This is a genomic window from Pseudoalteromonas sp. CO325X (assembly GCF_004208955.1).
GTDB lineage: Bacteria > Pseudomonadota > Gammaproteobacteria > Enterobacterales > Alteromonadaceae > Pseudoalteromonas > Pseudoalteromonas ruthenica.
Window position 1 is genome coordinate 1 of sequence record NZ_SGPG01000013.1, and the last position, 19,506, is coordinate 19,506.

The window sequence follows — 19,506 nt, forward strand, 5'->3', positions numbered from 1 at the left end:
CAAACTGATTATTAAGGGCTTAAAAAGTTAGGCAGGCAACGCTGTGTTTAACTTGACAGAGGGAGTCATACCAACGCCGCAATAAAGGGCGGCCAATACGTAGGCTGCTTTGTGTTAATTTGGAGCGGAGCGACAACACAAAGCAACCGGAGTGTTGGGCGTCCAGCCGGTGTGGTTTTACCGGCGATCTTTCATTGCCTTGTTATACGTTGACTTCTGCATCTTCTATAGCTTTAAGTAAATCACTTGCAACAGCAATTCGATCGAATGCTGATACGAAATCTAGTTCAATGTCTCTATGCGTACTTGAATTTCGGTAATAACTAAATGCACCTGTGATGTAATTCAGAAAAGCAAAGCGTTCAGCTTTAGGTATTTTGTAATTAGTAAGAAGACCTTCGTCAGGATTGAACGCTTTCTTTAGTAAGCGCTCACCAAACATGTCATTCGGAGCGCCTATTTTGGCTCTAGTTGTAGTTTCAATAGCTTTAAAAGCCTGAATTACTGCACTTTCATATTCTCCATTGCTCAAGAGAGAAAAGCACTTTTCAACAATAATAGGATGAACGTAACTCTCGGGCATTACCGCATATTTTTCAATGACGCGGCGAAATTCGCGCTCAGGGAATCTAAAGCCGACTTTCGTTGGGAAGTATTTTTCCTCGCCTTCATCATCATAGCCTCGCTGAAAGCGCCTAATGTCGATATGTGCAGCTGGGCTGGCCTTGTATTTCACACGAGTAAATCTGACAGGCTGGTACCCGCCCGGACTGGCTTCACCAATTTCTTTCTGATATTCAATTTTTGCTTCGATTTCTACTTTCGACATCAGAATCCTTGATTACGTATAACGCCGCGCTAAGCGGACTAAAACAATGGGTTATAATGTGTAGCGAAGCGAAACCTAACCCACTGTTTTAGTTCCGTTTTAAGCGCCTTGTTATAGCGTTTTACAACTTAAGTTGAACCAAAGCAAAAATTGCAATGATAACTGGTGCCAAGAAGTCAATAAATGCCCTTATGACACTTACGATAGTCACTGGTCCTTTATAGAGTTTAGTTCTAGCACTTAATTCTTCTTTCAGTTTTTGCTTGTATTCAGAAAGCTTAAACTTTTCCATCTCATCATCAGATAAACTTTCTATATTAGATGCATTTGTTAACTCGGACTTAGATCGACGAACCCTTTGCTCTTCAATAAAATTTTCGACTGTTGCATGCTCTTCTTTAAGTACTAAATCAGTTAGAGATATCTTCCACTTCAAGAAATCTGAAATAGAATAAACGAGAAATGAAATACAAAGGTAGAGCAAAGTGAAAAATATTATCTCAAGTAAAATCGCTTGATGAGTGGCATCGAATTTAATACCTAAACTATCAATTTTCGAAGGTAGTAAATTTACATAAATCATTATCAAAGCGACTGTCGATGTCACAATTACATTTCTTCTAACTTTACGAGTCACATCGCTTAACGGGTCATTAATTCTATGTGTGGTAGCTTCCATGATACTCCAATACTGATTTGCGCTATAACGCCCCAATAAGGGGCTGATAATGCTTGGCTAAACTTGTGTAGCGAAGCGGAACCGAGCCAAGCTTTAGCAGTCCCGCGCTTAATTGGCTTGTTAGGTTTTACTTTACACACTCAACCTGCAAGCGCCACCAATTACCATTTAGCCATTTTTTATTTAGATAACTTTCCGTGAACTGCGTTTCGTTGTGAACGAGAATTTCGGTACATGAAGCACCTCTAAATAAATGCTTAACAGTACGTAAGCGTGTTTCTGGAGAGTCAGTTCTATATGAGTGCATGTCCCCACCTTCAGGCTTTTTCTCCCACAGTTCAACAATATGATATTTATTATTGTCGTTTGGTGGAGTAACCCTAATCCCTCCCTCGAGCAAGAAAGTACTTACCATTGTTTCATGGCTATAAATTGCACATCCGCTTAAAGTTAATAACGCTAAAAATAAAATATTTCTCATGATTTTCTGTAAAACCTAACGCCTTGCTCACCGTTACATACTTCGGAGAGCGCTTTTGTGTAAAATGGAGCGCAGAGACATACAAAAGCGAGGGTAGTAGTATGTATCCGCGTGCAGCAACTTGTTAACCATTGAAATCGACTATAACCAACACGCCTTTCGCCGTGTCGTATAGCACAAGCAACGCATAAACAAATATGCCGGTAACTATGGAATTGAAAAACAGAGGCATATTTTCGACTGATTGGACAACAGGAGCAGACTTAAGGGATAAAACAATTGTCGCAAGTAAGATTAAGCCAATTTGTTCTTTTATAGATAGAAGCATATTGCTTCTTGTTTTCTTGAATGCCTCTGCGTTTCCATTTTTATCTATAAGGTCACGCATCTTAGTTAGCACTATGCCCATTGTTGCAGCATTGACCGCCAATAGTGCCACAAGAATTGTTATCAAATTAGACTCAAAAAAGCCATAAAGAAATTTAGAGCCTAGCCACACATTTAATAGCTCAGCTAAAAAGCCAATGCCTAAGGAAATAAATGATGTAGTAAGTACCTGCTTAATCATTTAAGTAACTCTTTTATCACCGAAGCCAATTCTTCAGCATTACCCTGTATTTCCATATCCCCAAGCTGTATTTCTTTAACCGTTTTAGATGTATGGTGGATTTTTTTAACTCCATCGATCTTTAGCGAGATATTTCCACCTCCTTCACTACTATAGTTGACAAGGCCTTGCAATGTGCGATTACTTTCTTCGAGATGCAGCGGTGCTTCTGGATCGGACTCAATTTTTAATTTGTTTCTCGCTGAGTTAGTTGCCTTTGCAAAGTATTTGAGATCGTCTGATAACGAGCCAGATATGTTTGCCATGTTTGGCGTTATTATCTCAAACTCTACAGATTTGATTCTTCCTTCATACTGATGCAATATTGACCAAAACTGTTGCTTTTCGAATAGTGGTTCATGAATCGCTCGTAGGTGGTGATGACTTAATTGATGCGATAAGGAATTAATAATCATTTTAACGACCACCTCGCACGACGAGAATGCAGTAGTTCTTCGCTGGACAGCAATGAACTGCTCTTCCGGATGATTCCAAATTGCTACCAATATTGATGGCCAGTTATCTATGACCTCATCACGAAAGTCTTTGGTTTCTCGATGAATTGACCTATTGTGAGCAATTCTAAGAAGGAAAAAATCATCTTTTTCGTACAATTTCTTCGTTATCGTCTCATGCCTTTTATCTGAGAAATTCTTCGTCCCAGCAATGGCTTCTGAAAAAAACTCGTTCTTCCGAGAAATAAGTTCTTCAATCGAACCTACTCCAGTCAATAAATTTCCTTGGAGGTATCTATCAATTGGTAAAAGCTGATATCTAAAAAGCTCGAATGATGTCGATTTCGTACTCATATCTCTCCTTGATGGTTAACAGCTTATTAGCGTGCATTTCGGGTTAAGCCAAAATTCAAACAAAAAAAGTGAGTCGCACACGTTATATTTATAAGTAATTTCATAAAGTTATCAGAGTGGATTGGTAATGTCTAAGCAGTATTAGCTTGTTAAAAACGAGCATTGAGATATCCGAGCTTAAAATGGCACGCTATACAAATATCGAACTTCAACACCTTCATAGGGTTAACTTAAATTTCTACTTATTCGAGCCAAAAAATGCTGTATATAACGAGCCCTATTTTGCCACTCTTGGCCTATTTTTATTATTACCCTATTTCTGCTCTGTTGAGCACGCGCGTTCTTTACACAATGCAAGTAGCCTCTTTGATGATCGCTCATCTTATTTGACTAGGTGTGAACTACGGTTATTCACACAATGGCGGGTTTCATATGTGAGGCGGCTGATACACCGCCTCGCTCCTAGTTAGCCGGTATTGCGCATACCCGCTGCGATACCAGCCATGGTGACCATTAAGGCTTTATCTAATGCCTGTGAGCTATTTGTGCGGGCTCGTTTCAATAGCTCTACCTGCAGGACGTTAAGCGGATCGGTGTAGGGGTTGCGCAATGCAATAGACTCACGCACCCAAGGCTGATGCCCTAATAAAGTGTGCTCTGGGCTTAGTTCTTTGATCAGCGCTACCGATTGCGCTAACTCTTGGCGTAAGCGTTCGCCAAAGTGCTGCAACTGCGGTGCCACTAAGTGCTGATCATAATGCGCACTAAGCCAACTATCCGCCTTACAGAATACCATTTCCAACATTTCTAATCGGGTGCGAAAGAACGGCCACTGCTGACTCATAAGTTGCAACGTATGTTCACCGTATTCACTAATCGCCGCTCCTAAACCTTGATAGGCCCCCAACCAAGCAGGCAGCATCAGGCGGTTTTGCGACCAGGCAAAGATCCAAGGAATGGCCCTTAAGCTTTCCACCCCACCGTTGGGGTTACGCTTAGAGGGCCGCGATCCCAATGGCAGCTTACCCAACTCTTGCTCTGGGGTTGCGCTGCGAAAGTAAGGTACAAATTCGGGGTTCTCGCGCACAGTCGCACGATAATGCTGACACGATGCGTCGCTAATTTTAGCCATAACGTCGCGCCACTTAGGCTCAGGCTCTGGAGGTGGCAGCAGATTCCCCTCAAGTACCGCACTGGCATATAAATGCAGGCTTTGCTTTGCGACACTGGCCAGTCCGAACTTGAAGCGGATCATCTCACCTTGCTCAGTCACGCGCAGGCCATTTTTTAAACTCCCCGGCGGTTGTGAGCGTAATGCTTGTGCTGCTGGGGCTCCTCCCCTACCAACAGTACCGCCGCGCCCGTGAAATAGCACGAGCTCAACGCCCTGCTCCTCACTAAGCTGCACCAAGGACTCCATAGCGCTATATTGTGCCCAGCCTGCGGCCATCATCCCTGCATCTTTGGCTGAATCTGAATAGCCAATCATCACATACTGATGGGTGCCTAGGTGTTGGCGATACACATCATCGCTATATAAAGCCTGCATCACTTCAGGCGCACGGTTAAGGTCATCCAGAGTTTCAAATAAAGGTGCAACCGGCATATTAAACTGGCAGCCCGCTTCTTGAAGTAATAACTTAACCGCCAGCACATCTGATGCCTGACGAGCCATGGAAATAATATAAATGCCAAAATTTTCGGCGCGATTTTGGGCAATCACTTTAAAGGTGTCGAGAACCTCTTGGCTTTGTTCGCTTGGTTGCCAATTGCGAGGTAATAACGGCCGCTTGCTGGCCAACTCCGCTTTGAGAAACTCTTGTTTGCCTTGCTCATCCCACTGGCAGTAATCACCTAGGCCGAGGTACTCGGTCAGCTCACCGAGCACCTGTGCGTGTCTGTCGCTGTCTTGGCGGATATCCAACTGCGAGAGCTGCAAACCAAAACAACGACAGCGGATCAGCGTATCGCGCAGCTGCCCCTGGGCAATGATGGCCATATTATTGGCCTCTAACGAGCGCTCGCAGACCTTTAACACATCCGTTATCTGAGTGATATCCGTAATGATGTTTTCGCCGCGTGGCGACTGCCCGGTTATTTTGGCCTCGAGATACTCATGAGTGAGCGTCAGCTGTTCACGTAGTTGCTTTAATACGGCACGATAGGGTTCATGGGCTCCTTCAGCCTGTTTAGCTAAAGCATCATCGCAGGCGAACATCGATAATTCACTGATCAACAGGTTGATGTCTTTAATATACAAGTCCAATGCCATCCACCGGCCATGGTCGAGTACGCTCTGTGTCACACTCGACGTTACAAAAGGGTTGCCATCACGGTCGCCGCCCATCCATGAGGTAAAACGCACCGGCTTAGCATCACTTGCTAAACCAACACCCAACTCTTGAGTCAGCGTGTCATCAAGCTCACGCACATATTCTGGCACCGCTTGCCACAGGCTATTTTCAATGACCGCGTAACCCCACTTCGCCTCATCCAATGGCGTTGGCCGTTGTTGACGAATTTCGTCAGTATGCCACGCCTGCGCTATTAGCTGGCGCATGCGCGCGTGGAGTTTTTGTTGTTCCTGCGGCAGCAAGTCGCCCAGCTCTAACAGGTTTAAGCAATCACTTAATTGCACATGCTTGTTAATCAGTGTGCGCCGTGTCACTTCCGTTGGGTGCGCAGTTAATACCAGGTTGATATCTAGCCGTGCGATGGCCTCTTTGATGGTGTGCTCTTGCACATGGCTTTGCTTGAGGCGCAGTAAAGTCTGCTTTAATGGGTCAAGTTCGCAAAAACCTTGGTTACCCGAGCGCGATACAGTATGGTACTGCTCAGCAACGTTAGCGAGGTTGAGGAATTGGTTGAACGCGCGCACAACAAGCAGTAACTCGTCGTCGCTTAGGGATTGTAGCTCGCTGATCAGCGCCTCACGCGCTTGCTCATCGCCACCGCGAGAAGTTTTTGCCAACTGACGAATTGATTCAACTTTGGCCAAAGCCGAATCACCCAATGCCTGAGCAATGGTTTGTCCTAGCATCTGCCCTAATAAACCCACATTACTGCGTAGTGCTGCGTATTGATCACTCATATCCTCACTCCTGTGTCTTTATTTTTATCTTTTGTAGCATGGAAGTGCCTCGCTTTGAAAGGCTAAGAAAAGGAGAAAAACTAATTTGATAATAATTCCTATTTGCACTTGACACATTGAGCTATGCTAGTAATAATCATTATCAACAAGACGAAACAGAGTCTTTTGCTTTCTCTAGGTCTTGTTCATACGCACTCAATGCGATGAAAACTTTACTTGCTACATTGCTCATATCGGTGACGGTAGATATGACCCCAAAAACCCAAGCCTTGCTTGGGTTTTTTTATGGCTAAGCTTTGGACCCATACCAATAAACAGGCTAGAATCATAAAGATACGAGCCATACGCGGAGAACACAGATGTTGCGATACACACTATGCGCACTGACACTGAGCAGTGCACTTGCACTCGCGCCTGCAGCACATGCGGGGTTAGAAGAAGGCATTGCTGCGGCCAATGTGGGAGATTTTGAAACCGCCCTCAGCGAGTTTCAATATTTAGCAGACATGGGCTATGCCCCTGGAATCTATCAACTGGCACAAATGTACGAAAGCGGCCACGGTGTAGCCAAGAATCAACGTAAGGCTGCTCAGCTATATCAGCAGGCCGTGGATAAAGACTATGCAGACGCGATGTTTTCCTTGGCGGTCATGTACCAAGAAGGCCGAGGAGTAAAGCTAGACTTGCAACGGGCGGTCAGTTTATTCAAAGGGGCTGCCGAAAAAGGGTTGGCTGCTGCGCAATTTAACCTTGGCGTTATGTACACCAATGGCGAAGGCGTTATTAAAGATTACCAAAGCGCAATCGATTGGTATCGTAAAGCGGCAGCGCAAAACTATACCTTGGCTCAGTTTAACCTTGCGCTAATGTACTATGAAGGCCTAGGTGTAGCTAAAAGTATCGAGAAGTCTTATATCTGGAACACCATCGCGGAATATAATGGCAATGACGATGCCAGTACCAGCCGCAAACTCGACGAGAAAAAATTGCAGCCTGAAGAAGTTGAGCGGGCAAAGCAAAAAGCCGACGACATCTATGAAAAGATCCTCGCCGGCCGTTATGCTGGAGAAGGTCGTCGCCTATAAGTAAGCTGAGAGTGACTTGTTAATCGAGTCACTTCGCTCTATTAGCTTCTGCGCTGTACGATACATGCGCTTTTGCATTAATGCGTGCGCCTTCGACAAATATGCAGAAGCGAGCGATTTCTTCAGTTTTACCATGGGCTGAAAATCTTCTGGCACTTTTTCTGCCAACGTGTTCACTTCTTCTTCCAGTGCAATCAGCTCTTTATGGTCATCCATATTGGTGATGGATACTTCCCAAGCATCAAACTGATCTTGGTAATACGCCGTGGCAGCCTCGTAAGGATACGGTGTATCCGGGTTACTCTCACGTTTATTGAAGTACTCTGCTAGCACCGTCATGGCTTCGCGTTTCGCTTCACCTTGTTGCAGTAACTGCGCAATTTGCTGGTTTTGTGCAAATACGGCCTCACCGACTTCGGCTAAGGTATCTAAAGTTGCAACGTCGTCTGCTTCAACGGCTGCTTGGTATTGCTCAAGGTATAAAGTAACCCCAGCTTCCATCGGTTGATAATTAAATTCAGGGGCAATGAAGGCTAGATCTTCAGAAAGTTTAACCAAAGAGTTGTCACCGCCCTCAGTTAGACGTCCTTGACTCAATAGCAAGTCAATTTTTTCAACCACACCGTCGAGCACCGATTGCTGCTCTGTTCGCGTATCTTGAATAAGTTCAGCCAACGCCAGTGAGTCAGGGAAGCGAGGTTTGGCTTGATCGTACACGTTAATAATTGCAGTGAAGTTCTTGTATTCTTGCTCTTTATTCTGGCCTGCTAACTTCGCTTGTTGCTCCAACTGTGCCAGTAACTGGGGCTGGTTTTTAACCACCAAGCCTTGTTTTAGTACTTGGTACTGTGGCGGAATTTCACCTAGTTTACTGAATAGGTTACTTGGCCCCCATCCCATCCACTGGTTAAGTTGCTCATTTTTGGCAACAGCATTGTCGTATTTAGCTTGCAACAAAGCGTAATCACTTTGCGCTTGGGTATGATAAGTAAATCCTAACCCTGCAACTACAGCCACAGTTGCCACCGCAGCCACTGCCGGCATGTGGTTGACAGTCAATAATTTCGACTTGAGTTCGCTAAAGCTCTTAAACCCTGGCTGCGAAATTGATAAAGCTTTTTTCAGCGCGCCCCAACGTAGCATCGGCATCGACGCTGGCTTTTTCAGAGTATAAGTCGCTGGCACCTCATTGGCGGCAACACGGTCATAAGGGTGGTTACTCGAGATAAGTTCATAGGCGATACACGCGAACGAAAAAATATCATCTTGCGGTGTCGGCTCTTGGCCATCTAATTGCGATGCGCTGGCGTAAGCTGGGGTGTACCCGGCAACACCATCTTCTGCCTGAGCGCCTTGATAAGCGTAAATATCATCGCCGCGATGGGCGCGAGCAACACCAAAATCTAGAATTTTTACGTCACCTTGGCTGGTGACCATAACATTGGAAGGCTTCAGGTCGGTGTGCACAACACCGTGGGCGTGCGCATAAATTAGCGCATCAATCATTTGCGTGAGAATGGGTTTGGCGTTGGCAAATTTCATGCCCGTTGGCCGTGAACGCTTGATAATTTGCTCAAGTGTCTCGCCCTCAATCCACTCCATAACGATGTAGTGAATCCCGGCCACGCTTGCACAATCATAAACGCGGACAATATTTGGATGCGATAATTGCTGACAGCGCTGGGCTTCTTTTTTCAACAGCGCCAATGCTTGCTCTGATTCTGCAAACTGCGATTGTAACACTTTAATAACGACGTGATGTTCGCCATCACTGGTTGAGAGGTGTAGGTCTTTGGCGCGGTAGATATCACTCATACCACCTTGGCCGACAAGTTCCTCCAGCAGATACCGTGCACCTAATTTCAAACCCTGAAGGTTGGCACTTTGAGCATTCTTTTGTGGGGCGTTACCTGAGTTTGCGATACCAGCGATTTGCGTTTTATCTTGCTCGCTTGCATTTTGCGGCTTGTCATCCATATTGGCTGTCCTTTAATGCGTTCATCCATTCACTGAGCGTTAATATATTAGATTATTAAATAAAAGGCTATAACAGATTGCGGTTTAAATGACCTTTTATACGGTTCAATAGTATAACTATCAGTATAATTGCAAAAACCACCACAATCTCTTAAGGCCACTACAATGGTTACTTGAACTTATGCCACACCGGAGTAAATGTAGCGCTATTAGATACCGTCACTTTTATTGACAAAATCTAACTTAATATTTATCCTCGTGAGCTATTAACGTCGTCTTATGGAATAGAGTAAAGCAAATGGAAGCGACCTTTAACGTTATCAGCTACCACCGCCTATCCCCTGAAATAGAAACATCAAAGACCACCCAAGATAGCTTGGTATTTGGTCGTTCACAGGAGTGCGACTGGCACTTGCCAGATCCTGAGAAAATAATTTCCAGCACCCATGGCCGTATTGAGCGTTCTGGGTCGAACTTCGTTGTTCATGATTTATCAACAAACGGCCTGTTTGTTAACCACAGTGTGACCCCTGTAGGCAAAGGCAATCAACAAGCATTGGAAGACGGTGATGTGCTCAGTATTGGCGATTATGAAATCGAATTTAAACTGGCACAAAGCGCTATCGCCGCGCAAAGCGCACCAATAGCTCAGCCGTCGCAGCCGAGTATGCCTGCGCAACAAGCTGCACCTGCTGCGAGCACGAATAACGATGATTTGTTTGCAACGCAGATGCAATCCGCAAACGAACTTGACCAATCTTTCCAGATGCCTGGTCTAGAAACACCAGCGAGCGCCCCAGCAACTGGCTCTCAATCCGCAGCCGAAACCATTCCCGAAGACTGGGGGTTAGACTTAGCATTCGGCCAACCTGAGAGCGCGTCCCCTGCGAGTCAGCCAGCACCTGCGCCTCAGCCAGAGCCACAACCAGCTCCTGCTCCTACGCCGCCGGCAGCAACAGCGCAAACGCAACATAGTATCGCTCCGACCCCAGAGCCAAAGGCGTCACAACAAGCTGCACCACAAGCTTCGACTGCGCCGCAGCCAGCTCAAGCTCCAGCAGCTGCTGGGCAAGGTGAATTGGCAGCTGCTTTTTTGCAAGGTTTGCAAGTTGACGCGCAGCTTGCGAATGAATTAAACAACGCACAAACGTGGCAACAGATGGGGGAGAGTTTACGACTCCTATTGTTGGGCTTAGTTGAATCACTTAGACAACGCTCCTCGGTGAAACAACAACTGCGTTTGAATCACACTATGTTCCAAGCACAACAAAATAATCCACTGAAGTTTTCAGCAACTTTAGAAGATGTAATCCAGAACTTATACACTCGAAATAGCGCCAGCTTTTTAAATGCTGAGCAAGCTATTGCTGAGGCGTTTAAAGACACTCGCGACCACGATACAGCAATGATGGCCGGGACCGTGGGGGCCATTGAAGGATTACTCGATACACTTTCGCCAGAGCGCCTGAAAAGCCAAGCAAATGAACATGGCGGCCTGAAAAAAGTTTTACCATATCAATTAGAAGCGAAAAGCTGGCGTTTATTTAGCGCTATGCACCAAGACATGGAAAGTGAAATTGAGCGCAAAGGCAGTGGCGCGCTGGCTGATGATTTTGTTAAAGCTTACGATAGTAAATTAAAAACGCTTTAGATTAGTTATCCTAGAGGAAACAACATGAACAACAAATTATTGTCCGTATTGGTCGTAATTTTTACCTTAGCACTGAGTGCGTGTACTGCGGTGAACAAGATAGTACCGCCCTCCACCGACGTCACCTTTAATGTCGCGGCCGATATCAACCCAGATATTAATCAACGTCCTTCACCTGTTGTGGTTAAAATCTTTGAGCTGAGTTCACGGACAGTATTTGATAATCAGGATTTCTTCACCCTTTATGAAGATCCTGAGTCGGTGTTGGGCCCTGATCTGTTAAAAAAGGACGAGTTAGAGCTGCAACCTGGAAGCAAACTTGAGTACCCGATGTCGCTAGATAGAAATACGCGCTATGTCGGCTTTGTTGTAGCTTATCGCGATATTGATCAAGCTCGTTGGCGTGCAGTGTTAGCGGCCGATCCAACAGGCTATGATGATGTAACTGTTAATGTTGAGGAAATTGCTGTTTACGCTAAAGACTAAACAGCACTAAGAGGGAATTTACATGAGCGACCACAGCGCAATCGCATGGACCGAGGGGATGTTTTTACGTCCCCAACATTTTCAGCAAGCTGAGCGCAGCATTCGTCGTGCGATCAACCACAGTACCCAACATGTCAACCACTACCCGTGGGGAATGATGTCGATAGAGATCGACCAAGCGCTTTTGCCTCTAGGCCAAATCCGTGTAAGTAAGCTAACCGCTACATTGGCTGATGGCACCGCCATTGATATGCCTACGATCGACCCGCTACCACAAGCGCTCACGTTGACTAGCGAGGTACGTGACGAGGTGATTTATCTTGCTGTTGCTAGCGACAAAACAAATGCAACTAACATCAGTGCGGATGATGACGGTATGATCACTCGATATCGTTTTGCCGACCATACTTGTGCCGATGTAAGCTTGGGCAGCGACGCACAAGAATTAGTGCAGATTGCCGCACTGCACAGTCAACTTAAACGTCATAACGATGATCGAGCTGGTTATATTTGTTTACCTATCGCACGGGTAATCGAAGTATCCGACGAGGGCAACATTAAACTTGATAGCAAATTTATAGCCCCTTCTTTGAATGCCAAAACTGTTGCGCCATTAATCAGCGTGGTACGCGAAATTCATGGCATGATTAAGCAACGTGCAGAAGCGCTTTCTGCGCGATTAACACAAGGACAGGCAGGCTCCACTTCGGTGGCTGACTTTATGATGCTGCAAGTGCTGAACAAGTATCAACCGGTGTTTAGCAACTTTGAAAACATGGACATGTTACATCCATTTATGCTTTATAACCGGGTGATTGAATTAATCGGTGAGCTCAGTACCTTCAGTACCCGTGATAAGCGGGTTCCCGAGCTGCCCCATTACAACCACAATGAGCTGACCGTTGTGTTTGGTAATTTAATGGTATTAATCAATCAAACACTGAGCCAAGTGCTTGAGCAAACCGCACTGGAAATACCCCTTGAGAAAAGTAAGTTTGGTATTTATTTTGGCGCAATTAATGATAGGTCGCTACTTGATAATGCTCACTTTATACTGGCTGTAAAAGCCAACCTGCCTAACGAAGAGGTACGTCAGCGTCTACCCGCACAGACAAAAATAGGCAGCGTTGAAACAATCCGCGACTTAGTGAATAACCAAATCCCAGGAATTACCCTTGCGACCTTGCCTGTCGCACCTAGGCAGGTGCCCTACCATGCTGGCTACCATTACTTCCAGCTGGAAAAAGGCAATGAGCACTGGCTTAAGTTAAGCAGTAGTGGTGGTATTGCACTACATATTTCTGGCAACTACCCCGAACTACAAGTGGCACTTTGGGCCGTTAAAGGATAACTAACCAACAGGATACAATCATCATGGACAAGACGATTTTAAAGCCCCGTCCAGGAAGAAGAGGACTGGCACAAAATAATGGTGATCCAGCTCCTGCAGGTGCTGGTGCTTCAGGCGCAGCGGCTAGTGCAGACACCTCTAGCGGGGATAAGACTGTAGTCAATGTGAACCAGTCAAAGCCTGTTGCTCGAGTGCAAGGGAACGCACCTATTTTTCAGTCCAAGCTAGTCGATTACGGTGCTGATATTTTTTCGCTGACAGTGGCAATCAATCGCATGAGTCATTGCGATGATGTCGATAAGCTTAAACAACAAAGTATTGATGCTGTGAAAAGTTTTGAGCAGTCTTTGCGTAACGAGCACTTTGATGGCCAGCTTATTGAGTCCGCACGATATTGTGTATGTGCACTGTTGGATGAGACCGTGCTCAATACGCCATGGGGCAGCGAAAGTGTGTGGGTTAGCGAAAGCCTTCTATCCATCTTTCATAAAGAAACCTTAGGTGGGGAGTATTTCTTTACCTTGCTTGATGAAGCACTACGTCAATCGAGCCATAATATCGACCTACTCGAACTACAGTATTACTGTTTGAACCTTGGGTTTCAAGGTAAGTATCGTGTCAGTGCACAGGGACAATCAGCGGTCGATGATTACCGTGATAAGTTGTATCGTGAGATAAGCCTGATCCGTGGCACTGGCTCAAGCCAGTTATCAATTAATTGGCGCAAACGCATTGCTAACGGCCTAGAGCTACGTCAGCAATTTCCACTCTGGGTTATATTAACGCTATTTGCTGCTCTCGCTCTGGTGGTTTACACCCTTTTTTCGTACCAACTGAATCGTTACTCCGATAATGTTTTCACAGAGCTTGAGGCCTTAGTTCCCTATCAGTTAGGCGAGCAAACGACCGGTGAAAGCATGGAAGCCAGAGTGCTTAAACAGTTGTTGCAAACAGAAATTCAACGCGGCGTGCTCAGTGTTACGTCACAATCCGACCGCGTACGTATTCGTATATCCAGTGAATCATTGTTTGATTCCGGCAGTAATATTGTTCGTGCTGATATGAAGCCGATTATTGCTAAAATTGCCCGTGCCCTTGAAGGTACACAAGGTAAAGTGCTGATCACCGGCCATACCGACAACACGCCTATTTCAACGCCTGAATATCCCTCTAATTGGCACTTATCATTAGCACGCGCTACACAAGTTGCCAATGCAATGGCGCAAAATGGGTCATTAAGTGGCCGCTTATGGCCAGAGGGGCTTGGCGAAACGGAGCCGGTAGAAAGTAATGATACCGCTGCACAACGAGCCAAAAACCGTCGTATTGAAATTGATCTGCTGTTTTAAGTTTCAAGGAAGAGATTATGTCTATCAAAGAAAAAGCGAGGCTGCTCTCGTACAAACTTAAATCTCGAGTTGTGGTGACAACTTTGGGCTTTTTAGCGCTTGCCTTATTAATATGGTTTGGCGGTCCGCTCATTGCCATCGCCGGTGCCGTACCATTGGCTTCAGCAGCATGGCGGCTAGTGTTAATTTTATCTATTGTTGTCGTGTGGCTGCTAGCGACTTGGTCGAAACGAGTCAAACAGAACAAACGTAATGAACAAATGGCCAACGAGCTCATTGAAGGAGATGCCGACGCCAACAGTGATGTGAACGAGGAAATTGACACGCTGAAAAAGCGTATGAGCGATGCCATTGATACGCTGAAAACCGCAAAGCTATACAAAAACCAAAATGTATACCAGCTTCCTTGGTATATTATGATTGGCCCACCGGGTTCAGGCAAAACCACCGCCATTAACAACTCAGGCCTTGATTACCCACTGCGTGAATCCATGGGTATCGATATGATTCAAGGGGTCGGCGGTACCCGCAACTGTGATTGGTGGTTCACCAATAAAGCCGTGCTCATTGATACCGCTGGACGCTATACCACACAAGACAGTCATGCCCGACATGATGCTCGCGCATGGCAAGGTTTTTTGGGGTTATTGCGTAAAAACAGGCCATTACGCCCCATCAACGGCGTAGTTATTTCCATGGGCATTAGCGAGTTAATGCACCAGACCAAGACCGAACGAAACCTCCACGCGCGCGCCATTAAACAACGTTTACAGGAACTGCAAAACCAGCTTGGTATGTCATTCCCTGTGTATGTTATTTTGTCAAAAGCTGATTTGATTGCTGGCTTTAATGAATACTTTGAGTATTTAACTGAAGAAGAAGCAGAACAAGTCCTAGGTGTCACCTTTGAATTGAATACGGCGGATAATGAACAAGCACCGGTGAATCATTTTAACCGGGAATTCCATGCGCTTATTTCTAATCTTGCAGCCAAGCTCAACCAACGCTTGATGCATGAGCGCGATCCGAAACGTCGTGGCATTATTTTTGAATTCCCTCGTCAATTGCGTGTACTGCAAGGCATCGCCGACACCTTCCTAAAGGAAATTTTCACTCCTAACGCTTACGAGCAGCTGCCTATTTTACGGGGAGTTTACCTAACCAGTGCGACACAAGAAGGTGTACCTGAAGATTTACTGGCCCATAAGAAAGGTTACAGTGCTAACACAGGCGGTGAAAGTAGCCGCGCCTTCTTCATTAAGCGACTGTTAGAGGAAGTGGTCTTTCCGGAGCAAAACTTAGCCTCAACTAACCGCCACCATGATAAACAAAACAAGTGGATGCGTATTGGTGCAATATCTACCGCTGCTTGTGCCACTTTAGCGCTCAGTATTAGCTGGTATCTTAGCTACTCTTGGAACAAAGAACTCATTGGATCTACTCAAAGCGCAATTAATGAGTACCAGCGACTCACTGCTGGTGGGCTGAACGGACAAACCGATTTACACACCCTCACAAAAGCACTAAACCGTCTGCGTGATTTGCCTGCAGGATATAGCGACCATATTCCGCTCGCAGACCCATCAGCCGTAGGCTATGACAAAGGCAGCGATCTGAAACAACCATCGGTTGAGGCCTATAAACGGGCATTATTCGCGCATCTTGCGCCTTATATGGGCAAGGCGTTGACCAAAGAGATGAGTGAGCACAAAGAACACCTAGGTTATCTGTATGAGACGTTACGTGCTTATCTTATGCTGTATATGCCAGAACGCTTTAAAGCCGAAGATATTCAGGCTTGGTTCGCCGCATACATTGAACGTGAGATGCCGGGCGATGCGCACATTGCCGACCGGCAAGATCTTAACTCTCATATCGCAACGCTCTTAGCTGAGGGCTTTGAAGGTGTTGACCAAGACCTTGCTGCGGTTAAAAATGCCCGTGTAGAGCTGACTAAACTCCCCTTGGTTGATCGCGCTTACCAACGCCTGAAGACCGACTTTATCGACTCTAGCGTGGCCGACTTCAAACTCAGTGATGTGATCAGCTACAACAGTATGTATGCGTTTAGCTTTAAAAGTGGTCGCGACATAAACACAGGGATTCCAGGGCTTTATACCCACAGTGGTTTCCATGGCATTTTTAACATTGAGAAAAAGAAACTATTGAGCAACTTACTGCATGATAGTTGGGTGTATGGTGATAATCTCAGTGAAGTCGGTGACGATGCCAAAGCACGTATAGAGAAAGACTTAGAGTATCGTTATTTCCGCGACTATATCTATTACTGGGAAGAGTTCTTAGATGACTTAACGCTGCGCCCTTACAGCACCACAGAAGAAGGTGTGCGCGTTACAGAAATACTTTCTGGTCCAGAAGCACCCATCAAGAATATTCTTGCTGCCGTGCAAAAAAATGTCGCGCTCACCAAAATGCCGGTGTCAAAAAACCAAAAAGCAGCTGCGGCTGTGGCGGCTAATGCCGCCGATGTGGCACTGCATAGTAAAACGTCGCGATTAAAGCGCCTACTGCCTAATGAAATGCCAGATATCGAGATGCAACTCCCTGGTGCTGAAGTGGAACAGGCCTTTGCGAAAATCCTTGAGGTTGACCCGGATTCACTTGAAGATATCCAAACCAACCTGCGTAGCCTTAATCGCTATCTTGATAAGCTCGCCAATGGCGATCAGCAAAAGCTAAGCTTTAAAACTAAGGTCGCCAGTAATACCGATCCGAAATTTATTGCGACACTGCGCTCACAAAGCCGCTCTTTGCCCTACCCGTTTGACAACTGGCTAGAAGGCATGACTCACAATGCCGATCGCATTACCAAGGCAAGCGCTAATCAGCACTTAAATGAGATTTGGCGCTCGCAAGTGGTTCGTGAGTACCGCGTTGCCATTGCCGATCGCTATCCATTTAACCCTATTTCCTCGCAAGAAGTACGGATGCGAGATTTCAGCCGCTTCTTCGGCCCAGATGGTACATTGGATAAATTCTTTAAGCGCTACCTGGCAGCTAATGTTGATACCAGTACCTCTCCGTGGCGCTTTGAGCGTGATATCGGTGTTAGTCAACGCAGCCTAGCGATGTTTGAGCAGGCCTCGAAAATTCGCCAAGCATTTTTCAGCAGTGGCAGTGATAAGCCCAGCCTACAGTTCGGGTTGAAACCTATCTCACTGGACAAAAAAGTCAGTAACTTCCGCTTAGAAATAGACGGGCAAGCGCTTAACTATCGTCATGGGCCGCTGCGTGTAGTCAATATGACCTGGCCAGGGGACAGTGCGGAAAGCGAAACACGTATCGTCTTTACGCCACCAGAGGGCGGGCGCTCAACCAATACCACCTACTCGGGTGAATGGTCATTGTTCAGAATGCTTGACGATATGAGCCAGAAGCGTCCAGAAACTAAGGATGATCATCAGTTACATATCGCTTTAAGCGGTAACGAAGCTAAAGTGCAACTGCTACCAAGTAGCACCATTCACCCATTTTGGAGTGCCAACATAGAGAGTTTCAGATGTCCGACCAAGCTGTAAATATGGGCTATTGCGGAAAGGTCCCCTCCCGTGGGGACTTTATCGCGCATCAACTTGAGCGTAGTTTTCAGGTACCTTGGAACGAGTGGTTACAATCAGTGGTGGCGGTAAGTAAAGAGCAGCTTGGTGATATGTGGACTGAGCGTTACCTCACCTCCCCAGTGTGGCACTTTGCCCTATCAAGTGGCGCCTGTGGCGCCAATGCCATGTGTGGCTCGTTTATTCCCAGTGTTGATGCGGTTGGGCGTCACTTCCCGTTTACCGTCGCTGCCATTACCAACAGTAAGCCGCTGGATTGTTATAACAATGACTTCGCAACGCAAGAGTACGAAGATGCGGTGCTCAATGTGCTAGAGGACTCGGTTGATTTGCCCAGTTGGTTTAAATCAGTTAATGAGCAATATCAACAACCTAAAGCAGACATTGAAGAGCTTTTGCTGACACGCTCTGGCGATCCTAGCAAAGAGTCGTTAAGCGTCATGCTTGCTCCGGGTGCAGACGTTAACACCTTATTACACAATTTACTGAGCTCACGGTATGCGAACTATTGTCTATGGTGGACACATGGTTCCTGCTTGGTTGAGCCTTGCTTACTGGTTACGCCCGGATTACCGGCGATAAGCCAATTTTCCGCCATGCTTGATGGACGATGGCAGCACTGGGATTGGAACCATAGTCAAAAATTAGACAGGGAAACTGCATGAGTATTACCAGTTACGCGCAGAGCCATCGTGGTGTAGTGCGAGAGATAAATGAGGATGCGTTAGTTGAGCTTCCACAGCACAATGTGTGGGTCGTCGCCGACGGTATGGGCGGCCACGCCGCTGGCGATTATGCCAGTCAGCTGGTTGTTGATGTGCTAAAGCGCCACCTCGATAGTGTAGGTAGTGGCAACGTCAATTGTAATGTCATCATCGCGGCATTAGAAGATGCCAATACTCAGTTGTACCAGCACAGCCAAGAAAATATGGATGGTAAAACCATGGGCTCGACAGCGGTGGTGCTATTTCTTCACGAACAAAGCTATTACTTCGTATGGGTGGGCGATAGTCGCGGCTACCTATTACGTCGCGACCGGCTCGAGCAGCAAACGCGTGACCACAGTCAAGTGAATGAGCTAGTCGATGAAGGTGTTATTACCGAAGAACAGGCTGCCGTGCACCCGTTGTCGAATGTCATTACTCGCGCTGTAGGTGTAGCCCCCGAAGTACAGCCAGAGGTTATGCAAGGCAAGTTACAAGATAAAGATGTGTTCTTACTCTGTAGTGACGGACTCACTGGAGAAGTCTCTGATCTCGAAATAGAGAGTTCATTATCCCCACTGAACATTATTGATGCCGGCATGGCACTTATGCACTCTGCGCTGGTGCGAGGAGCGAAAGATAATGTCACCTGCATTTTAGTGAAAAATAATGAAAATCATGTACAAGAGACGAATCAGTGCGATCAGGGTGACAAAACCGTACCGCTCTTCTAATATTTAACTATTGCCAAAAGATAAATAATCACATTTGTGCTATATAACCTTGTTTTAGGCACATTTATTATTTATCATGCATTAGACGCAATTAA

The 19,506-nt window shown here is 46.0% G+C and carries 15 protein-coding genes; 8 read left to right on the forward strand and 7 right to left on the reverse strand.

Annotated features, from left to right (window positions below; all coding sequences use genetic code 11):
• Positions 1-202 precede the first annotated feature (202 nt).
• The 6 genes from EXT46_RS04695 to ppc form a co-directional block, all read right to left on the reverse strand.
• Positions 203-829, reverse strand: a complete 627-nt coding sequence (locus EXT46_RS04695) for a TIGR02391 family protein (protein ID WP_130145504.1) — start codon at positions 827-829, stop codon at positions 203-205.
• Between the two features lie 121 nt (positions 830-950).
• Positions 951-1,508, reverse strand: a complete 558-nt coding sequence (locus EXT46_RS04700) for a hypothetical protein (protein WP_130145506.1) — start codon at positions 1,506-1,508, stop codon at positions 951-953.
• Between the two features lie 127 nt (positions 1,509-1,635).
• Positions 1,636-1,989, reverse strand: coding sequence for a hypothetical protein (locus tag EXT46_RS04705; protein WP_130145508.1), 354 nt, complete (start codon positions 1,987-1,989; stop codon positions 1,636-1,638).
• Between the two features lie 124 nt (positions 1,990-2,113).
• Positions 2,114-2,557, reverse strand: a complete 444-nt coding sequence (locus EXT46_RS04710; protein ID WP_130145510.1) for a hypothetical protein — start codon at positions 2,555-2,557, stop codon at positions 2,114-2,116.
• Positions 2,554-3,405 (reverse strand): hypothetical protein, encoded by an 852-nt coding sequence (locus EXT46_RS04715; protein ID WP_130145512.1) that lies wholly within the window; start codon positions 3,403-3,405, stop codon positions 2,554-2,556. Before EXT46_RS04715 ends, EXT46_RS04710 begins: the two co-directional genes overlap by 4 nt.
• Before the next feature lie 466 nt (positions 3,406-3,871).
• Positions 3,872-6,496 carry a phosphoenolpyruvate carboxylase gene (ppc, locus tag EXT46_RS04720; RefSeq protein ID WP_130145514.1) on the reverse strand — a complete coding sequence of 875 codons (2,625 nt, stop codon included), beginning with the start codon at positions 6,494-6,496 and terminating at the stop codon, positions 3,872-3,874.
• 359 nt (positions 6,497-6,855) lie between these two features.
• On the opposite strand from ppc, the gene EXT46_RS04725 reads away from it, so the two are divergent.
• Positions 6,856-7,581, forward strand: coding sequence for a tetratricopeptide repeat protein (locus EXT46_RS04725; RefSeq protein WP_130145516.1), 726 nt, complete (start codon positions 6,856-6,858; stop codon positions 7,579-7,581).
• On the opposite strand, the gene EXT46_RS04730 is transcribed toward EXT46_RS04725, so the two are convergent.
• The gene (locus tag EXT46_RS04730; RefSeq protein WP_130145518.1) at positions 7,576-9,558 is read right to left on the reverse strand and encodes a serine/threonine-protein kinase; all 1,983 of its coding nucleotides are present in this window, start codon (positions 9,556-9,558) and stop codon (positions 7,576-7,578) included. The two genes, EXT46_RS04725 and EXT46_RS04730, sit on opposite strands and share 6 nt — an antisense overlap.
• A 298-nt stretch (positions 9,559-9,856) precedes the next feature.
• Between EXT46_RS04730 and tagH the strand changes: the two genes are divergently transcribed.
• The 7 genes from tagH to EXT46_RS04765 are packed head-to-tail and all read left to right on the forward strand — an operon-like array spanning position 9,857 to position 19,411.
• On the forward strand, positions 9,857-11,209 hold the full coding sequence (gene tagH / locus EXT46_RS04735; protein WP_130145520.1) for a type VI secretion system-associated FHA domain protein TagH: 1,353 nt from the start codon (positions 9,857-9,859) through the stop codon (positions 11,207-11,209).
• Between the two features lie 24 nt (positions 11,210-11,233).
• Positions 11,234-11,695, forward strand: coding sequence for a type VI secretion system lipoprotein TssJ (gene tssJ / locus EXT46_RS04740; RefSeq protein WP_045980643.1), 462 nt, complete (start codon positions 11,234-11,236; stop codon positions 11,693-11,695).
• 22 nt (positions 11,696-11,717) lie between these two features.
• Positions 11,718-13,046, forward strand: a complete 1,329-nt coding sequence (gene tssK, locus EXT46_RS04745) for a type VI secretion system baseplate subunit TssK (RefSeq protein ID WP_130145522.1) — start codon at positions 11,718-11,720, stop codon at positions 13,044-13,046.
• Between the two features lie 23 nt (positions 13,047-13,069).
• Entirely contained in the window at positions 13,070-14,395 is a 1,326-nt protein-coding gene (tssL, locus tag EXT46_RS04750; protein WP_130145524.1) for a type VI secretion system protein TssL, long form, read from the forward strand.
• A gap of 17 nt (positions 14,396-14,412) precedes the next feature.
• On the forward strand, positions 14,413-17,934 hold the full coding sequence (gene tssM / locus EXT46_RS04755) for a type VI secretion system membrane subunit TssM (protein ID WP_130145526.1): 3,522 nt from the start codon (positions 14,413-14,415) through the stop codon (positions 17,932-17,934).
• Positions 17,916-18,638: a type VI secretion system-associated protein TagF gene (gene tagF / locus EXT46_RS04760; RefSeq protein ID WP_130145528.1), complete on the forward strand. Its 723-nt coding sequence runs from the start codon at positions 17,916-17,918 to the stop codon at positions 18,636-18,638. Before tssM ends, tagF begins: the two co-directional genes overlap by 19 nt.
• Entirely contained in the window at positions 18,635-19,411 is a 777-nt protein-coding gene (locus tag EXT46_RS04765) for a Stp1/IreP family PP2C-type Ser/Thr phosphatase (protein ID WP_022944420.1), read from the forward strand. Before tagF ends, EXT46_RS04765 begins: the two co-directional genes overlap by 4 nt.
• Positions 19,412-19,506: the final 95 nt, after the last annotated feature.